General features: G+C 63.5%; 19 protein-coding genes and 3 tRNA genes. 8 read left to right on the forward strand and 14 right to left on the reverse strand.

All coding sequences use genetic code 11. The annotated features are described in order from the left end of the window. Positions 1 to 80: 80 nt before the first annotated feature. Together KMZ68_RS16815 and KMZ68_RS16820 are read right to left on the reverse strand one after the other, a co-directional pair. Positions 81 to 1,139 carry a phosphotransferase family protein gene (locus KMZ68_RS16815; RefSeq protein ID WP_215612338.1) on the reverse strand — a complete coding sequence of 353 codons (1,059 nt, stop codon included), beginning with the start codon at positions 1,137 to 1,139 and terminating at the stop codon, positions 81 to 83. 49 nt (positions 1,140 to 1,188) lie between these two features. Then, the gene (locus KMZ68_RS16820) at positions 1,189 to 2,421 is read right to left on the reverse strand and encodes an acyl-CoA dehydrogenase family protein (RefSeq protein WP_215612339.1); all 1,233 of its coding nucleotides are present in this window, start codon (positions 2,419 to 2,421) and stop codon (positions 1,189 to 1,191) included. A gap of 220 nt (positions 2,422 to 2,641) precedes the next feature. Between KMZ68_RS16820 and KMZ68_RS16825 the strand changes: the two genes are divergently transcribed. Further along, positions 2,642 to 3,313 carry a TetR/AcrR family transcriptional regulator gene (locus tag KMZ68_RS16825; RefSeq protein ID WP_215612340.1) on the forward strand — a complete coding sequence of 224 codons (672 nt, stop codon included), beginning with the start codon at positions 2,642 to 2,644 and terminating at the stop codon, positions 3,311 to 3,313. Positions 3,314 to 3,385: 72 nt separating this feature from the next. On the opposite strand, the gene bioB is transcribed toward KMZ68_RS16825, so the two are convergent. Both bioB and KMZ68_RS16835 read right to left on the reverse strand, forming a co-directional pair. Next, complete coding sequence (bioB, locus tag KMZ68_RS16830) at positions 3,386 to 4,393, reverse strand: biotin synthase BioB (RefSeq protein WP_215612341.1); 1,008 nt, start codon at positions 4,391 to 4,393, stop codon at positions 3,386 to 3,388. Between the two features lie 422 nt (positions 4,394 to 4,815). After that, positions 4,816 to 5,379 (reverse strand): TetR/AcrR family transcriptional regulator, encoded by a 564-nt coding sequence (locus KMZ68_RS16835; protein ID WP_215612342.1) that lies wholly within the window; start codon positions 5,377 to 5,379, stop codon positions 4,816 to 4,818. A gap of 92 nt (positions 5,380 to 5,471) precedes the next feature. On the opposite strand from KMZ68_RS16835, the gene KMZ68_RS16840 reads away from it, so the two are divergent. From KMZ68_RS16840 to KMZ68_RS16850, 3 genes are read left to right on the forward strand one after another with little or no spacing between them, the layout of a single operon-like run. Beyond that, complete coding sequence (locus tag KMZ68_RS16840) at positions 5,472 to 5,696, forward strand: tautomerase family protein (protein WP_215612343.1); 225 nt, start codon at positions 5,472 to 5,474, stop codon at positions 5,694 to 5,696. 3 nt (positions 5,697 to 5,699) lie between these two features. Further along, positions 5,700 to 6,767 (forward strand): zinc-dependent alcohol dehydrogenase, encoded by a 1,068-nt coding sequence (locus KMZ68_RS16845; RefSeq protein ID WP_215612344.1) that lies wholly within the window; start codon positions 5,700 to 5,702, stop codon positions 6,765 to 6,767. 2 nt (positions 6,768 to 6,769) lie between these two features. Continuing rightward, positions 6,770 to 7,273, forward strand: a complete 504-nt coding sequence (locus tag KMZ68_RS16850) for a MaoC family dehydratase (protein WP_249779380.1) — start codon at positions 6,770 to 6,772, stop codon at positions 7,271 to 7,273. Positions 7,274 to 7,289: 16 nt separating this feature from the next. Here KMZ68_RS16850 and KMZ68_RS16855 read toward each other — a convergent pair whose 3' ends face one another. From KMZ68_RS16855 to KMZ68_RS16870, 4 genes are all read right to left on the reverse strand, one after another. Next, on the reverse strand, positions 7,290 to 8,516 hold the full coding sequence (locus KMZ68_RS16855; protein WP_215612345.1) for a CaiB/BaiF CoA transferase family protein: 1,227 nt from the start codon (positions 8,514 to 8,516) through the stop codon (positions 7,290 to 7,292). Positions 8,517 to 9,079: 563 nt separating this feature from the next. Continuing rightward, positions 9,080 to 9,153 (reverse strand) — tRNA-Gly (locus KMZ68_RS16860). A 323-nt stretch (positions 9,154 to 9,476) separates the two neighbouring features. Beyond that, the gene (locus tag KMZ68_RS16865) at positions 9,477 to 9,716 is read right to left on the reverse strand and encodes a hypothetical protein (protein WP_215612346.1); all 240 of its coding nucleotides are present in this window, start codon (positions 9,714 to 9,716) and stop codon (positions 9,477 to 9,479) included. 55 nt (positions 9,717 to 9,771) lie between these two features. Beyond that, entirely contained in the window at positions 9,772 to 9,957 is a 186-nt protein-coding gene (locus KMZ68_RS16870; protein WP_215612347.1) for a hypothetical protein, read from the reverse strand. Positions 9,958 to 10,200: 243 nt separating this feature from the next. Here KMZ68_RS16870 and KMZ68_RS16875 point away from each other — a divergent pair, with 243 nt between their 5' ends. Continuing rightward, positions 10,201 to 10,593 carry a YciI family protein gene (locus KMZ68_RS16875; RefSeq protein ID WP_215612348.1) on the forward strand — a complete coding sequence of 131 codons (393 nt, stop codon included), beginning with the start codon at positions 10,201 to 10,203 and terminating at the stop codon, positions 10,591 to 10,593. Between the two features lie 18 nt (positions 10,594 to 10,611). On the opposite strand, the gene KMZ68_RS16880 is transcribed toward KMZ68_RS16875, so the two are convergent. Both KMZ68_RS16880 and KMZ68_RS16885 read right to left on the reverse strand, forming a co-directional pair. Next, positions 10,612 to 11,346 (reverse strand): FkbM family methyltransferase, encoded by a 735-nt coding sequence (locus KMZ68_RS16880; RefSeq protein WP_215612349.1) that lies wholly within the window; start codon positions 11,344 to 11,346, stop codon positions 10,612 to 10,614. Positions 11,347 to 11,483: 137 nt separating this feature from the next. After that, positions 11,484 to 11,569: transfer RNA gene (locus KMZ68_RS16885), tRNA-Tyr, on the reverse strand. Positions 11,570 to 11,773: 204 nt separating this feature from the next. On the opposite strand from KMZ68_RS16885, the gene rlmB reads away from it, so the two are divergent. Next, positions 11,774 to 12,601 (forward strand): 23S rRNA (guanosine(2251)-2'-O)-methyltransferase RlmB, encoded by an 828-nt coding sequence (rlmB, locus tag KMZ68_RS16890; RefSeq protein ID WP_215612350.1) that lies wholly within the window; start codon positions 11,774 to 11,776, stop codon positions 12,599 to 12,601. A 68-nt stretch (positions 12,602 to 12,669) separates the two neighbouring features. On the opposite strand, the gene KMZ68_RS16895 is transcribed toward rlmB, so the two are convergent. From KMZ68_RS16895 to KMZ68_RS16910, 4 genes are all read right to left on the reverse strand, one after another. Continuing rightward, positions 12,670 to 13,179 (reverse strand): hypothetical protein, encoded by a 510-nt coding sequence (locus tag KMZ68_RS16895; protein WP_249779381.1) that lies wholly within the window; start codon positions 13,177 to 13,179, stop codon positions 12,670 to 12,672. 67 nt (positions 13,180 to 13,246) lie between these two features. Next, positions 13,247 to 13,690, reverse strand: coding sequence for a hypothetical protein (locus KMZ68_RS16900; protein ID WP_215612351.1), 444 nt, complete (start codon positions 13,688 to 13,690; stop codon positions 13,247 to 13,249). Positions 13,691 to 13,851: 161 nt separating this feature from the next. Continuing rightward, positions 13,852 to 14,547 carry an urease accessory protein gene (locus tag KMZ68_RS16905; RefSeq protein ID WP_215612352.1) on the reverse strand — a complete coding sequence of 232 codons (696 nt, stop codon included), beginning with the start codon at positions 14,545 to 14,547 and terminating at the stop codon, positions 13,852 to 13,854. 269 nt (positions 14,548 to 14,816) lie between these two features. Continuing rightward, a complete protein-coding gene (locus KMZ68_RS16910) occupies positions 14,817 to 15,533 on the reverse strand; it encodes a dienelactone hydrolase family protein (RefSeq protein ID WP_249779644.1) in 717 nt (238 codons plus the stop codon). Positions 15,534 to 15,725: 192 nt separating this feature from the next. Between KMZ68_RS16910 and KMZ68_RS16915 the strand changes: the two genes are divergently transcribed. Together KMZ68_RS16915 and KMZ68_RS16920 are read left to right on the forward strand one after the other, a co-directional pair. After that, positions 15,726 to 16,727, forward strand: a complete 1,002-nt coding sequence (locus KMZ68_RS16915) for an SGNH/GDSL hydrolase family protein (protein ID WP_215612354.1) — start codon at positions 15,726 to 15,728, stop codon at positions 16,725 to 16,727. A 167-nt stretch (positions 16,728 to 16,894) separates the two neighbouring features. Beyond that, positions 16,895 to 16,969, forward strand: a tRNA-Thr gene (locus KMZ68_RS16920). Positions 16,970 to 17,295 lie beyond the last annotated feature (326 nt).

Genomic DNA, 17,295 nt, shown 5'->3' on the forward strand with positions numbered 1-17,295 from the left:
GCGTGCCCACCATTAACGACAACGATCCGGGATTGATGGTAGGCACGGCGCGAATCTGCGCCTTTGCCCACCCTACGATGTTACTTCGCGCCGGCCTTCTGCGCGTACTCCCAGGCGGCCTTCGACAGCGGCACCGTGCGCTTGGCCGACTCCATCGCCTTGGCATTCGCCGCGGTGCCGTCGCGCACGCGTCCGGCGATCCCTTGGGTGATGCCGGCGAGCCGGAACAGGTTGTAGGCGAAATACCAGTTGAGGTCGGGAACCGCGCTGCCGGTGACGTTGCAGTAGATTTTCGCGGCCTCTTCCATGCTCGGGATGTTCAGCGCCTTGAGGTCGGCGCTGGCCAGACCCGGCATGGTCCATTGCATCAACAGATAGGTGAAGTCCGCCATCGGATCGCCAAGCGTCGACAGTTCCCAGTCCAGCACCGCCTGCACCCGCGGTTCCGTCGCATGGAAAATCATGTTGTCGAGGCGATAATCGCCGTGGACGATCGAAACCCGTTCCTGCTGCGGAAGGGTGTTCGGCAGCCACTCCGCGAGTTTCTCGAATTCGGGAATGTGCTGGGTTTCGGAGGCACGGTATTGCTTGGTCCAGCGATCCACCTGCCGCGCAAAGTAGTTGCCGGGCTTGCCGAAATCGCCGAGGCCGATGGCCTGCGGATCGAAATTGTGCAGCTTGGCGAGCGTCTCGATCTTGCTGGTGAATATCTTGCGGCGGTTTTCCGGCGTCTGGCTCGGCAGCGTCGGATCCCAGAACACCCGGCCCTCTTCCATCGACATGATGTAGAATGCCGCGCCAATGACGTTGTCGTCGGTGCACAGCGCATAGGCTTTCGCGACCGGAAAGCCCTGCTTGCTCAATGCGGCGATGACGCGGAATTCGCGATCGACCGCATGCGCCGACGGCAACAGTTTGCCGAACGGCCGGCGCCGCATCACATAGGAACGCCCGGGGGTATCGAGCCGGTAGGTCGGGTTGGACTGGCCGCCCTTGAACTGCAGGACGACCAGCGGTCCCTGATAGCCTTCGACATGCTCGCGCATCCAGCCGTCGAGGCTGATCTCATCGATCCGATGCCGCTCTTCGACGGGCTTGGTGCCCGAAAACTCTTCGTCGTTTCTGACGCCCTCGGCCAAGATGACGCTCCCTTATTTCTTGGGGAGCGCCATCATTCGCGGGCTCCCGTTAGTGCGCTTTGTTTGCATACTTCCGAAGTTCAAGTCTGGCAATGGCGCGGTTATGCACCTCGTCCGGACCATCCGCCAGGCGCATGGTGCGCATGGAGGCGTAGTCCCGGGCAAGGCCCGCATCGTCGGACACGCCGGCGCCACCGAACGCCTGGATTGCGTTGTCGATGATCTTCAGCGCCATGTTCGGCGCCGCCACCTTGATCATGGCGATCTCGAGCTGCGCGGTCTTGTTGCCGACCTTGTCCATCATGTCGGCGGCCTTGAGGCACAGCAAGCGATTCATCTCGATGTCGGTGCGGGCTTCGGCGATGCGCTGTTCCCAGATCGAATGCTCGATGATCTTCTTGCCGAACGCGGTGCGCGAAGACAGCCGCCTCACCATCTTCTCCAGCGCCTCCTCGGCCTTGCCGATGGTGCGCATGCAGTGATGGATGCGGCCCGGGCCGAGACGGCCTTGCGCGATCTCAAAGCCCCTGCCCTCGCCGAGCAGGATATTGCTGGCGGGAACGCGGACGTTCTCCAGCAGCACCTGGGCGTGGCCATGCGGCGCATCGTCGTAGCCGAACACCGGCAGCATCTTCTCGACCTTGATGCCGGGAGTGTCGAGCGGCACCAGGATCTGCGACTGCTGCTGGTGGCGCGGCAGGTTCGGATCGGTCTTGCCCATCACGATCGCGATCTTGCAGCGGGGATCGCCGACGCCCGACGACCACCATTTGCGGCCGTTGATGACGTAATGATCGCCGTCGCGCTTGATGCTGGTTTCGATGTTGGTCGCGTCCGAGGACGCCACCGCGGGCTCGGTCATCAGGAAGGCGGAGCGGATTTCGCCGTTCATCAGCGGCTTCAGCCACTGCCGCTTGTGCTCCTTGGTGCCGTAGCGCATCAGCACTTCCATGTTGCCGGTATCCGGCGCAGAGCAGTTGAACACTTCGGAAGCCCAGCCGATGTGGCCCATCTCTTCGGCCAGCGGCGCGTATTCCAGGTTGCTCAATCCCGCGCCGCGGAATTCATCGTCCTCATGCGAGGACGGCGGCATGAACATGTTCCAGAGGCCTTCGGCCTTCGCCTTCTTCTTCAGGTCTTCCAGGACCGGGATCACCTTCCAACGCTCGCCGGCTTCGTCCTGCTGCTTGTAGATCGGCACCGCGGGCCGGACGTGCTTGGTCATGAAAGACTGCACGCGATTGAGCCAATCTTTCTGGCGATCACTCATATTGAAGTCCATGGGACGCTCCTCACCTTCTGAAATCTTTGGGCCGCACTGTCTGCCGGCCGCCTATTCGCCGCAAGATCATTTCCTGCAACGACCGGCGCGGCGGCTTTGGGCCGGGTCCGAAATGCGACTCATTACGAACAGTGATTGACATTTCCGGCCCTTCAAACGATAGTTTCATACAAATGTTTGAAATGCAACGGGCCAGCCCGCCCTGCATAGGTCCCATGAGATGGCGTCGGATCAGACCAGAACCGCAATCCTCAACGCCGCCGAGCGGCTTTACGCCGATCGCGGCTTCGGCGACGTCACGCTGCGCGACATCGTCGCCGCGGCCGGCGTCAATCTGGCGGCGGTGAACTATCATTTCGGCTCCAAGGACGAGCTTATCGCCGAGCTGTTCGTCACCCGCAGCCTCGCCACCAACCGCGAGCGGCTCAACGAACTGAAGGCCGCCGAGGAAAAAGGCGGCGGCCGCGCCGGCATCGAAGCCATCTTCCGCGCGCTGGTCGGACCGACGCTGCGCGGCTGCCTCGGCCCAACCAGCGAGGGCTCGACCGCGGCGCGGTTCATGATCCGCGCCTCGATCGAATCGGTGCCGCCGATCCGCCGCATCAAGAACCGCGAAGTCGATCACTTGCGAAAATTCGCCGCCGCGATGCGGCGTTCGCTGCCCGGCCGCGACGAGGTTGATCTCTATTGGGGACTGCACTTCGCGCTGGCGATGGCGCACCACACCATCCGGGAAAGAGAGCGGCTGACCAAGCTGTCGGACGGCAAATGCGATCTCGACGACGTCCAGGGGATCATCGACCGTGTCGTGGCGATGTCGGTGATGGCGCTGACGGCGGGCGGGGTGGAACGGAAGCCGTCCGCCAAACTGATGGCGCGGGACGCGCCCTGACCGCGGCGCTCCGAGCCAGCACCGGCCTTTGTTGCCAGGGTTCGTTGGTATCGATCAAGGTCGCCGCGCCGCTCACGTCGCGCCGATCTCCAAGGCCTCGATGCCAAGGCGACGGAACAGCGCCGCATCATGGTCTTCTCCGGGATTACCGGCCGTCAGCAACGTGTCGCCGACGAAAATCGAATTGGCGCCGGCAAGGAAACACAAAGCCTGCATCTCCTCGGTCATGGCGCTGCGGCCCGCTGAAAGGCGAACATAAGATTTCGGCATCATGATGCGCGCCAGCGCGATGGTGCGGACAAATGCGATCGGGTCAATCGAACCGGCTTTCGCGAGCGGCGTGCCTTCGATCGGGATCAGCATATTGATCGGCACGCTCTCCGGATGTTCCGGCAGGTTGGCCAGCGTCACCAACATATCGACGCGGTCAATCGCCTGTTCGCCCATGCCGACGATGCCGCCGCAACAAACCTTGATACCGGATTGCCGCACATGGGCCAGCGTTTCCAGACGGTCGGCAAAACTGTGCGTGGAGATGACCTTGCCGTAATGGCGTTCGGACGTATCGATGTTGTGGTTGTAATAATCCAGACCGGCCTTCCCCAGGCGCGCGGCCTGCCCGCTGTCGAGCATGCCGAGCGTCATGCAGGTCTCCATGCCAAGTGCCTTGACGCCCTCGACCATGGCTATGACGGCTTCCATGTCGCGATCCTTCGGGCTGCGCCATGCGGCGCCCATGCAATAGCGGGTCGCGCCGGCGTCGCGGGCCTTGCGCGCCTCGGCAACGACGCGGTCCACCTCCATCAGCCTCGAAGCCTTGAGGCCGGAATCATGATGGGCCGACTGGCTGCAATAGCCGCAATCTTCGGGACAGCCCCCGGTCTTGATGCTGAGAAGCCGGCTGAGCTGTACCTTGTTGGGATCGAAGTGTCGGCGATGGACGCTCTGCGCCTGAAACAGCAGATCGTTGAAGGGCGCTTCATAAAGCGCCAGAGCCGCTTCCGTCGTCCAATTGCCGTGGACCTCGCCCGGTGCGGGCGTCGCCGACGGCGTCTGGTCCAAGCGCGATGCAAACGTCATATCCCCTCCCCAGGGAGCACAAGGCCGCGACGCGGCCGACCAAGGCGGGCTATGCCCGATCGCTGGTCCCGTCGCAATGCTTACCGTCTCCGGACAAGGGGTCGGCGGAGCTGAAGCAGGCTGAATTCCGTCCCGTGGAGATTAGATCACTGCAACGCAATCGATCTCGATATCGACGGGCCGGTCCATTCCGGCGCACCACACCATCCGGGAAAGAGAGCGGCTGACCAAGCTGTAGGACGGCAAATGCGATCTCGACGACGTCCAGGGGATCATCGACCGTGTCGAGGCGATGTCGATGATGGCGCTGACGGGGGACGAGACGCAGAGCAAGGCGCCCGCGAAACTGCTGGCGCGGGACGCGCGGTAGCCGCTCGGCTTCGCCGGAGACGGAACAACCGTTGCCTGCGCCGAGCGCTCGTTTACTTCACGTGGGTGAACTGCGCGATGACGGCGTCGAACGGCGCAGCGGAGCGCATGGCGCGCGCGAGACTGCGCGCACCCTCGAGTGCGGCGATCAACGCCATCGCCCGCCGTTGCGCCGTTCCCGACGAGCTGTGTGCCGCAAACACCTCGGCGATGGCCGCGGTCCAGGCTGCGAAGACCGCAGCCAGCGCATCGGCAAAATCGCGGTTTGAGGGCGCCAGTTCGTTTGCCAGATTCTGCGCCGCGCAGCCGACCCCCCAATCTGCCGCTTCCATTTCCTTCGCGACACCCTTGCAGAGAGCGCGAGTGAAGCGATCGGGATCTCCCTCGCAGCGCTCAGCCAGCTGACGCATCCCTGCTTCGGTGCGGGCCCCGTAGGCCTCAAGGACTTCGCGCGCAAGCTGCTCCTTGCCGCCGGGAAAATGAAAATAGAATGAACCCTTGGGAGCGCCGCTATCCTCCAGAATCTGCGCGAGGCCGGTCGCCGCATAGCCTTGCGTGCGGAACAGGAGTTCCGCCGTTGCCAGCGCTTTCTGTCGGGCGTCGGTCGTCCTCGTCATTGCTGCAGCGCGTCTCTTGCGGTCGATCCGGAGCGGTGTTATAGGGCAATCACCATAGTATGGCAATCGCCATAGTAATTTCGGAGGACCTCATGCCAGTTGTGACCATCCAGGTGCCCGCAGGCGCGCTCGATGCCGACAAGAAATCAGCCATGATCGCCAAGGTGACCGATGCGGTCGTCGAGGCGGAAGGCATTCCGGCCGTCCGTGCCGCAACCCTCGTCCTGATCGAGGAGATTCCGGACGGCGGTTGGGGCATTGGCGGGCGCGCCGTTACGCTGGAGAAGATGAAGGCCGCGCTGGCCGCCAAGGCCTGAATTATGCGCGAACTCGTCTTTCTGGGACCGCGCAAGCTTGAATGGCATGAAACCCCGGATCCGCGGATCGAGCACCCGGAGGACGCCATCGTTCGCCCGATCGCAGCCACAACCTGCGATCTCGATACGGCGATCATTCGCGGGACGACGCCGTTCGAGGGCCCGTTCGCCATTGGCCATGAATGCGTTGCGGAAGTTGCCCAAGTCGGCCCCGGCGCCACGCAGTTCTATCGAGGACAGCTTGTTATCGTGAGCTGGCACATCTCCTGCGGACGCTGCCATCGCTGCGCCGCGCGGCAGCTTCCGAACACCTGTTCGCACTTTCCACGCGGCGCAGCCTTCGGCTCACCGGTCCAGGGGCCTTGGGGTGGACTGTTCTCCGATCTGGTGCGCGTGCCACACGCACCGGCGAGCTTGGTGCCGCTGCCCCCGGGCGTCGATCCGACGCATTGGGCCAGTATGTCCGACAATATCCCGTTCGGTTACGAGCTGACCGTCCCTCATCTGTTGCGCAACCCGGGCGCCGACGTGTTGATCATGGGTGGTTGCGGGTCGGTCGCGCTCTACGCAGCTGCATTTGCCCGCGCCGCCGGCGCCGGAGCAGTCGACTATATCGATACCGATCGCAGCCGGCTCGAGATCGCGACCAAACTCGGCGCGAACGCAATCGAAATGCCGCCACCGCGCCGGCACGGCAGCTACCCGATCACCGTCGACGCCAGCATGAGCGCGGATTCCCTTCGCTGCGCCATCCGCTCCACCGAACCGGAAGGACAGTGTTCGAGCGTCGGCTGCCACTTCGGCGAAGTCGCAATACCAATGATGGAAATGTATGTCCGGGGCATCAACTTCTATACCGGCCGAGGCCAGGGTCGTCCGAACATCGAGAAAGCCATGGCCTTCGTCGAGGCCCGACGCGTCAAGACCGAACTGGTCACCACGGAGGTTATGCCGTTCGACGCCGCGCCTGAAGTCCTGGCGCAGGGCTCCATGAAGCCCGTCCTGGTCCGGCCGCCCGTTTGCGGCCCGAAGGCGTATGGCATCACGCAACACGGCGGACGGATCGGATAGCCATGCACAAAGCCCAGCAGACGATCCTGAGCGACGGCTATATGCCGCGGCCGCCGCTCTCACTTTCGGATTACCGCGCAGCCGTCGGGCGTGAAATCGGCCGGTCCGATTGGGTCTTGATCGACCAACCGATGATCGATGCGTTTGCCGCGCTTACCGGCGACAACCAGTATATCCACATCGATCCGGTCCGCGCCCGGGAAAGCCCGCTTGGAGGCACGGTCGCGCACGGTTTCCTGACGCTCGCGATCATCGGCGGGTTGGGGCCGAAGGTGATTCCGCCGATCGAAGACACGAAGATCGGCTACAATTACGGCTTCAACAGCATCCGCCTGGTAACGCCGGTTCCTTCAGGTTCGCGGATCCGGGCCATCTTCATCGCAAAGGGGGCGGAACAGCGCGCGCCCGGACAGGTGACGCTGACGTTCGGCGTCACCGTCGAGATCGAGGGCCGCATCAAGCCGGCGCTGGTCGCGGAATGGCTGACGCTGATGGTCTCGGAATAGACTGGTCACCGCTTGGCTAGACGATCTCCTGCTGCTTCAGCACTTCCAGCTTCGCCTCGTCATAGCCGATCGTCGCCAGCACATCCCTGGTGTCCGCCCCGAGCAGCGGCGGCGCGCGATATTCCTTCACAGGCGTCCCGGAGAAGGTGATGGCGTTGCGGATCAAGGACAGCGATGGCTCCAAGGGATGCTCGACCTTGACCTGCATGCCGCGCGATTGGACGTGCGGATCGGCAAACACCTGCGAAAAATCGTTGATCGGCCCCGAGGGCACGCCGGCCTTCTCCAGTTCGCCCAGCCAGTAGGCCACGGGCTTCTTCAGGAACAGCCCGGCGAAGATCGCCATGATCTCCTTGCCGTGTACGACGCGGTCGTTGTTCTTGAGGAATTTCGGATCGGTCGCAAGCTGCGGCTCGCCGAGCACGGCGCAGGTGCGCGCAAACTGCCCGTCATTGCCGACCACCAGCATCAATTCGCCGTCGGTGCAGCGGAACACGCCCGCGGGCATGCCGCCATTGCCCCAGGTGCCGCGCCGCGGCGGGGTCTGGCCGTTGACGAGAAAGATCTGCGCGTAATGCGACAGCGACGCGATCACGGTGTCGAACAGGCAGACGTCGACATGCTGCCCTTCCCCGCCATTGACCTTGCGATGATAAAGCGCCGAGAGAATGCCGATCGACGAGTTCATGCCGGTCATGTAGTCGACGATGGAGGGACCGACCTTCATGGGTCCTGCGCCGGGCTCGCCGTCGAGGTGGCCGGTGACGCTCATCAGCCCGCCCATCGCCTGCAGGATCGCGTCGTAACCGGCGCGCGGCGCGTAAGGCCCGGTCTGCCCGAAGCCGGTCACCGAGCAATAGATGATGCCGGGGTTGATCGCCTTGATCGATTGGTAATCCAGCCGGTAGCGCTTGAGATCGCCGACCTTGTAATTCTCCATCATGACATCGCAGGATTTGGCCAGCTCGCGGACGATATCCTGGCCTTCCTCGGTCGCGATATTGACGGTGACCGATTTCTTGTTGCGGTTGGCGCAGAGATAGAACGAGTTGTTGTTGTTCTCTTTGCCGTCCGGGTCCTTCAGATAGGGCGGGCCGAAGGCGCGCGCGTCGTCGCCGCCGCCCGGCCGCTCGATCTTGATCACCTCGGCGCCGAGATCGGCCAGCATCTGCGCCGACAGCGGGCCAGCGAGCACGCGCGTCAGATCAAGGATCTTGATGCCTTGGAGTGGCAGAGCCGACATGAAACGTTCCTCCGAAATTGATCTTGTCGCTCGGGGAACACGGCCCCAGCGCTGTTCGAAGTGAGCGGATACACCATTTCTTCGTCGCCGAGCACTGCATTGGCGGCATGCGGCTATCCGTCCCGCGGCTCCCGGCGCGGCGGGCGTGCAACCTCACGTCGGCGGGGTAGCGTCAGATCGCGCCAAAGGGCCAGCGAACGGTGGTTAGCGCTCGCGACGCTTCCTAGAGATCGCAACACAAGCACAGAGCGTGGCTAGCGCGATAGGTAACATCAGGGTGCGCAACCGGGGTGCCTCCAACCAAGCGTAAGAGGACAATCCAATGGGAAAGGTGAAAGAAAGCGCCAACGCCGAAAAAACCGCAGCAGCAACCATATAGCCGCCTCGTCCGAAAACTGCCGCCAAAATCCCGGGAAGGACGCAGACAAAGGCGACCGCAAAATAGATCAATGCCTTTGAATAAAGTCCGTCCATACCTGTTCGTGCCTGATCTGCGCTGCCAACTGCGACTGCGAGCAGCTGCGCAGCGGCGGCACACGACGGTCAAGGTGCCATGAAAAGATTGGAGCGGGTGAAGGGAATCGAACCCTCGTATTCAGCTTGGAAGGCTGCTGCTCTACCATTGAGCTACACCCGCGTATGAGGCGATCACCTAACACGCCATCGGGCCGGTCTCAACTGCCCCCTGCCCGGGTCCACCCCGGTAAAGCGGAGGCGGTTCCGCCGGCGGCCCTCGCCGGTCCGCCCCTTAACATCAGGCGATTCGCTGCCTATACTGAGATTTCAATCAACAATGAAAGGAGGTGATCCAGTGTCTCTTACCAAGCGCTGTCACCTCGCTGGGATCGCCCGCTAAGCTTCTTTGAGGCTTGGCATCGGGGCGCTCTCAGCCCTGGACCAGCGAGCACAAAAGTTGGGGCGCGACGGGAGCCATCCCGTCGCGCTTTTTATTTGCGGCGCTTATTTCAAATGCAGCACGCCGGCGGCGCGCAGCCGGTGAATTCGTTCGCGAACGGAAAGCACCGCGATCGCCATGCCGACAACCCAGGGCAGCAGCGCGCCGAACGGCTCGACGCTGAGCAGGAGCGCCAGAATGCTCGTCACCAGGCAGAGCAGCTTCGGCATTCCGCCCTGCCCCGCCAGCGAAAGCAGCGACGGCAGCAACAGCACCAGCAGTTTGGCCGTGGTGAGGGCCGCCATGTGCATTCGCCCGACTTGAAGGGGTTTGGCGCCGGGAGACCCGGGATCGCGGCGATCAGAAGCCGAACCGGTTGAACGGGCGCGGGCCGCGGCGGCGTTCGACGATGCGCTCGCCGCCATTGCAGGCCGAACTGCCGTAGTAGCGGTGATGGCCGGTGACGTCGTGCCAGTCGCCTGCAGCCTGAGACGTCGCAGGAGCCCGCGCGCTATCGCTGATGATGGTGGCTGGCTTGCGTAACATGACCGTCTCCGTTTGAGGCTGCGCAATTGCTTGCGTTCTGCACCATCAGTCGTGGCGCCCATACCCTGCGTTCAAGCCGGTTCCGAACTATCGTGTTTCAGGAGTGTTTCGTCGGCAGCACGCCGGCGATCCCCGAATCGGCTGCCAACCGGCCTCGTGATCCTGCAAGATGCCGGTTGGTCGGGATTCGCCCCGGCCAAACGTCCTGCGGTCGAACGCCATCCGGTAACGAAGGAGATGCTGATGCTTTATGCCATTCTGGCCTATCACGTGGAAACCGAGGTCATGTCCTGGACGCCGGAGGAGGACGCGGCTGTCATGACCAATCTGCATGTGGTCCACGACCGCCTCAATCAGCAAGGAAGCCTCGGGCCGGCGGCGCGGCTGGGCCCGACGCAGCGGGCGCGCACCTTGCGCGGCCCGGGCAAAGGCGTGGTGCTCGACGGTCCGTTTGCCGAAACCAAGGAGCAGTTGCTGGGCTTCTACGTCGTCGATTGCGCCAGCGCCGAAGCGGCGGTCGAGGCCGCCCGCGACCTGCGCACCGCCAATCCCAGCGCGGTCTACGAGATCCGGCCCATCCCGTTGTATCTACCCGGTGTGCCGTTCCCGGTCACGGAGGCGGCGGGCAGCGATTAGGCCGATGAAGCCGCCGTATCAAGCCGTTTTGGCGAACACGAAATTGTTGCAGTAATCCCGGCTCTTCCAGAACCATTCGCCGTGCTGGCGCTGATGGATGGCGGCATCGAATTCGGACAGCGGGCGAAGCTGGTCGCGGCAGATGAAGCTGCCGCGATAGCCGAGGCCCTCGAGCCAGCAAAACACCTCCTGCACTGTGCCGGGCGCGAGATGGCGGTTCTCGCATTCGAACACCAGTAGCGGCGCGTGCTGGCGCAGGATCCGCTCGGCGCCCTTCAAGACCCCGAGCTCGGCACCCTCGACGTCGATCTTGAGCAGCGTGACCTTGTCGCGCGCCTCGAAATAATCGTCGAGCGCCACCACCGGCACCGACAGCGTCGTGAAGCTTTCCGCCTCCACCGCCTTGTGGGTGAGCGAGGCGCCGGGCGAATGGCCCGCGGGCACGAACAGCTCCTGCGCGCCGGAGCGCGAATAGACCGCCTTGGCCTCGACCGTGACATTGGCGAGCTTCATGTCGCGGCAGACCGCCGCGAGCCGCGCGGCGAATTGCGGCTGCGGCTCGAACGCGATCACCCGGCCGTTGCGGACCCAGCGCGACAGCCACCAGACAAAACTGCCCTTGTTGGCGCCAATGTCGCAGACGATGTCGCCCGGCCGGACATGCCGGCGGATGATCTCGAATTCGCAACGCTGATCGCGGAACCGGGCTTTCAGCCCCCGCACCAGAAATCGCACAATCTCGGTGAAGGGCATCCGGGTTCGGGAGCTAGAGGATTCGGGGGACGCTAATCGGGGCGGTAAAGAATGGCTTGCCGAGCCGTAGCGCGCTACACGCCCGCCTTCGCCCAAAGGGCTCCGGCGCAGCAGCCTTCTCGCTCGCGCGCGAAGGCTGGTGGGGGAAGAAGGACTCGAACCTTCGAAGTCATAAGACGGCTGATTTACAGTCAGCTCCCTTTGCCACTCGGGACACTCCCCCGCTCAACAACATCAATAGCTTACCCGCCGAAATGGCGACAGGAAGGCCGTCAATGGCGTTAAAACCGGAAAGCCGATGGCGGGCTCCCGGTCGGGCGCGTTTATGACGGAAGGGCGATGGCAAAGTCAACCAAGGCGAGCCTCAAATACCGGCCGTCAGGGGCCCAAATTGCCATTATTCGGAACCCGTGACACAAGCTGGCCCATGAGCGATCGCGATCGAAAACCGCGCTTCCAGCGCCGGGGCGGAAAAGGACCGGACAAGGGCCAGCCATCAGGCCGCCGGCCGGCCTGGCGCGACCGCGAGGCGAGCTCCGACGGGCCGGTGATTCTGTACGGCTGGCACACGGTGACAGCGGCGCTGGCCAACCCGGAGCGCCGCATCCGCAAGCTGCTGCTCACCGAAAACGCCGCCCGGCGGCTGGCCGACGACAAGATCGACACCAGGGTGCCCCCGGAAATCGTGCGGCCGAGCCTGATCGACGCCCGGCTCGGGCCGGACGCCGTGCATCAGGGCCTCCTGGCGGAGGCCGATCCGCTGGACTCGCCCGACATCGACAGCCTGCCGCAGCAGGGCATCGTGCTGGTGCTCGACCAGATCACCGATCCGCACAATGTCGGCGCCATCATGCGCTCGGCGGCGGCGTTCGCGGTCAAGGCCATTGTCACCACCGCGCGGCACAGCCCGGAGGCGACCGGCGTGCTGGCGAAATCCGCCTCCGGCGCGCTGGAACTGGTGCCGCTGGTGACCGTGCAGAATCTCGCGCGGGCGCTGACCGAACTGAACGACCAGGGTTTCATGACCGTCGGCCTCGACAGCCAGGGCAGCGAAGACCTCGGCGCCATGACGTTGCGGCAGCCTTTGGCGCTGGTGCTGGGCGCGGAGGGCAAGGGCCTGCGGCAGCTGACGCGGGAGACCTGCAGCGCGGTGGCGCGGCTCGACATGCCCGGCGAAATCAAGAGCCTCAACGTATCGAACGCCGCGGTGCTGGCGCTCTATATCGGTGCGAGCCGGCTCGGCCTGATGGGCTAATTCCCAAACGAGCAACGCCCGCTCGCTTGATGCGAACGGGCGCCGGACTCTTCAATAAGACCTGCAGATCAGTACTGGTGGTGACGCATCATGTGCTGACCACCCATGCGCGGCCCCACCGAATAGCGCGCTGCGCCGTGATGGTAGGCGCCGTAGCGCGGAGCATGGTAACCAAGACGGGCGCCGTAGCCATAACGGTAGGCCGGACGGACCCCATAGCGGTAGCCGTAGGGCCGATGCGCGCGATAGCCGTAGTACGGGCGAGCATACGTCACCGAGCCTTCGTCATAGGTGCGCACCGGAGCCCAGTTGCCCGGACCGGTATAGGTCGGCCCCTGGTTGACGTAATAATATTGGCGGACCGGATCGGCCAGCCGCTCGGCGGCCCAGCCGCAGCCGGTGTAGCAGCCCGAATAGGCCACGACCGGAGCCACGTAAACCGGAGCCGGCGCGCACGGGGCGGCGTAACCGCACGGCGCGCATGGCGTGAACAATCCTCCGCACGCCATCGCGGACGCGGAGCCTGCGGTCATCATCACGGCGACTGCCGCTACCATTCCTGAAATCTTCCGACGCATTACTCTCTCCTGTGGATCTGTTTTGTTTTGTTGGCCTGGGCTTTGGTCTGAAAACTGTTTCTCGATATCAACGCCGGTAATGATGCGGCCCGACGTCGACTTGCGGCGCAACGATCACCGGCGGCGGGTAGAGGGGAACGTCGGACTGCGCCGGCAGCGGCCTGGATTGCGAGGACCATGACTGATGGTAACTCTCCGCCGGCTGCGGCAGCTTGCGGTTGGCCGGCGGCTCGATCTCGAGACGCCCGTAGCCCGGCACATGGCCGGCGCTCGGATAGTAATGGCCGACGCGCGGCACCGGATCGATATAGCGGCCGCCATAGACCGTCGGTTGAACCTGCTCGTTGCGGCCGAGACCCCATTCGCCTTCGACGGCGGCGTAGGATGCGTCGAGTCCGTTAATGATGATGGGCACGCCGGCGCGGCCGGGAATCACGATATCGAATCCGCCGCCGGCAAACGCCGTGCACGTCGTTCCGATCAAAATGGCCAGTGCGATCCCTGCGCGCATGGTTTCGGGTTCCAAATTGCTGGCGTGCAACCTAACCGAACACGAAAAGCCAAGGGTTAAAGCCGCCGGCCTAACTTCCGGTAAGCCTAACGCGTAAGCATTCGCGTTCGTTCAACTGCAAGAGATCGCGACAGGAAATTGTTAACGTGCGCGGGATGCCGTTACGCGAACACCGTTTCGACGATGGTGTTGACGCCGATCGCGATGGTGACGGCGCCGACCGCGCCCTGCAGGCTGCGATTGGCAAAGGTCAGCCCGCGCGCGGAGACCGCGAGCGGCACTGCAATGACCGCCGACAGCGCGCCCATGCCGAACATCGAGCCGACACCGAACAGCGCGACATAACCGAGCCCGGCCGCGGGGCTGGAGGCTTGCGACACCGCGAGCACCAGGAGCGCCGCCGATCCGGCCATGCCGTGCATCAATCCGACCAGCAGCGTGCGCCAGCGGAAGCCATGCGCATGCGCGTGAGCGGCGCGGGCATGCGGCAGCGTATCGCCGGCATGGCTGTGGGCGTGGATATGCACCGTGCCGTCGCCGTGACCGTGCCTGTGAAAATGCACGCGGTCGCGCCACAGCCGCCACAGCACATGGGCGCCGAGACCGACCAGCATGATTCCGACGGCGATCTCGATCGGCCGCGCGAATGTTCCGGGGATGGCGCTGCCGAGCAGGATCGCGGCGCCGGCAAAGGCGAACAGCGTCAGCGTATGACCGAGTCCCCAGGTCAGGCCATGCCGGACGATGTCGCCGACATGGCTGCGGCGCGCCGCGATGCTCGACACCGCCGCGATATGATCGGCCTCCAGCGCGTGCTGCATGCCCAGGAGAAAGCCCAAACCCAGAATTCCGAACATCTGTCCCCTGCTCGCCTTAGTCGTCATTGCGAGGAGCCAACGGGGCGCAATGACGGCGGCCTGACATCCCTTATGCCATCAGCCACCGCGCTTGTCAGAGCAAAGTTCGAGCCGGACCGACGTGGTTCTCGTTCCAAACCAAAATATCGAAAACAACCCCATGCAAAGTAACACGGGGTCGCCGGCACGGATGCCTTACCCCTCGAAAAGAGCTCGACACGTCGGGCAAATCACTGGCACACTTCCAACATCGCGCAACTTTTTCAGTCTCACAAAACTTCATCCAGAAGCCCCCGCATCGACGCCCAGGAGCGGCGGTCGGCCTGCGCGCTGTAGAGCGCGGTGCGCATCATCGAGCCGTCGGCGGCCGGATTGGTGAAGCCGTGCAGCGTGTTGCCGTAGCAAATCACCTGCCAGTCCCCGACCTCGGCCGCGCGCATCTCGTTTTCGAAGGCGGCGACCTGATCGGGCGGCGCCAGCGGATCGTCGGCGCCGGTCAGGACCAGCACGCTGGCCTTCACCTTGCCCGCAACCGCCGGCATCCTGGTGGTGAGTACGCCGTGAAAGCTGACGGCGGCCTTGAGGTCGGCGCCGTCGCGGGCGAGCTCCAGCACCACCGAGCCGCCGAAGCAGAAACCGATCGCCGCGAGCCTGCCCGCATCGACCTGCGGCAGCTCCGCCAGCGTCGCCAGCGCGGCATGGCCGCGCCCGCGCAGCGTCTCCGGCTCGTTGCGGAGCTCGCCCACGAGTTTGGCGATTTCCTGCAGGTTACGCCCCTGCCGGCGATCGCCGTACATGTCGGCGGCGAGCGCTACATAACCGAGCTCCGCCAGCCGGCGCGCCCGCGCCATCGCGAAATCGCCGAGCCCCGGCCCCTCGTGAAACACCAGCACGCCCGGCCGCCGCGCCGCATCGGTCTTCTCGAAAGCGAGATAGCCGCGCAAATTGACCGCGCCGGCGCGGTAATCAATGTCCTGCGTTTGCATCGCCAAGAACGCCCCCCTATAAGCATGCCCTTGAATTCCGTTGCGATAGCCTCAGGCGATTTTCCGACAAGGAATTTTCCAATGAAGCGATTTTTGACGTGAGCTGGCCTGCGATAGGCAGGCAGGCGACCGATACCTACTCCATCATCGTACAATAGGTTTTTCGCCGCTCCATTCAACGTCAGAGGAAAGATGAAGCATTTCACGAAACCTGGCCGGGCCCGGGAAATATTTCGATCGGTGGGTCTGTCGCTGGGCATCACGCTCGCGACGTTGGCAGCGCTGGAAATCGTCCTTCGCATTGCCGACTTCCGGGAGCTGCGCGAAACCTTGACCGAGCGGGCGCTCAGTTACGACTATGACGCCGAACTGGGCTGGGCCCCGCTGCCGAATTCTTCATCCCTCATCAAGACGTTTCGCACGACCAGCTTCAAACACAACAGCCTCGGCCTGCGTGACGAGGAATTCAGCCTGGACGCCAAGCCGACCATCATGTTCCTGGGAGACTCCTTTGTCTGGGGCCTCGATTCCGAAGCAAGCGAGCGCTTCAGCGACCTGTTGAAGCCAAGGATTCCCGGCTACAAGATCATGGCGGCGGGGGTTTCGGGGTACGGCACCGATCAGGAGTATCTGCTGCTGAAGCGGTTGTGGCCGAAGGTCAAGCCGGCGGTCGTCGTGCTGATCTTTTGCGCACAAAACGACCGGTTGGATAACGTCACCAATCGCCGCTACGATAACTATCACAAACCCTACTTCACGACCCAACCGGACGGGTCGATCGCGCTGGCGGGACAGCCAGTCCCCAGATCTCATCTGCTATACTTCAGGGACAACTGGTTGGTGCGCAACCTGTGGCTGGCGCGGCTGGCGACGAATGTCTATGTGCGGCTCAAATATCCGCAGGTGTTTGCGCCGGACCCCACCGAAAAACTGGTGGGGAAGATGCGCGAATTCGTCGAAGGTAACGGCGCCAAGTTCCTGGTCGGGATCCAACATCATGACGAAGCGCTGGTTCGTTATCTGGAGGCGAACCGGATCCCGTTCGTAAAACTCCAGGGAGCCGAGTTCTATACCAGCGGTGGGTGGGGCGAGCATTGGACGCCCGAGGGCCAGAAAGATGTCGCCGAACGCGTTCTGGGCCTGCTGTCCGCAAACAATATCGCTCCCAATAGCGCCAGCGCGAAAGACAATTAGGGCGTGGTCAATCAAAAGGCGGCCGCAGCGCCGCCTTTTTTGTGCACGCGCTGGCGCCGAAACGCCCCTCGCCTGCTAGCCCTTCCCGGCCAAGTCTGGTATTCGACCGGCCGAAAGATCAGTGGAATGAGCGGGAACTTCGTCCAGCCCTGGTCCCCCACAATTTCGCCGGTTTAGCTCAGCGGTAGAGCAGCGGTTTTGTAAACCGAAGGTCGGGAGTTCAATCCTCTCAACCGGCACCAGCGAAATCAACAGCTTAGCTGCTAAAATGGGCAGTCGCGACCCGCGCATTTGACTGCGGGGGCAACAAGCTCTCTGTCTCGTCAAAAAACATCAACCAGCGCTCTGCCCGCACCGCCGGTTGATGTTCCTTACGCGCAACGGCTTCCCTGCTCGATACCAAGCCTTGGCTGTTGAAAGCCGTTGCCCGATGTCCGCTCCTGATCGCTCTACGGACATGTGTCCGACATCGCGCCGTGTCCGTTTTGTGCCCCAAGAGGGGACATTCAGCCAGGCGCTTCTCTGCATTTCAGAACTGCTGACGGCAACGCAAATTGCGCCGGACGGC

It is taken from the genome of Bradyrhizobium sediminis, assembly GCF_018736105.1.
GTDB lineage: Bacteria > Pseudomonadota > Alphaproteobacteria > Rhizobiales > Xanthobacteraceae > Bradyrhizobium.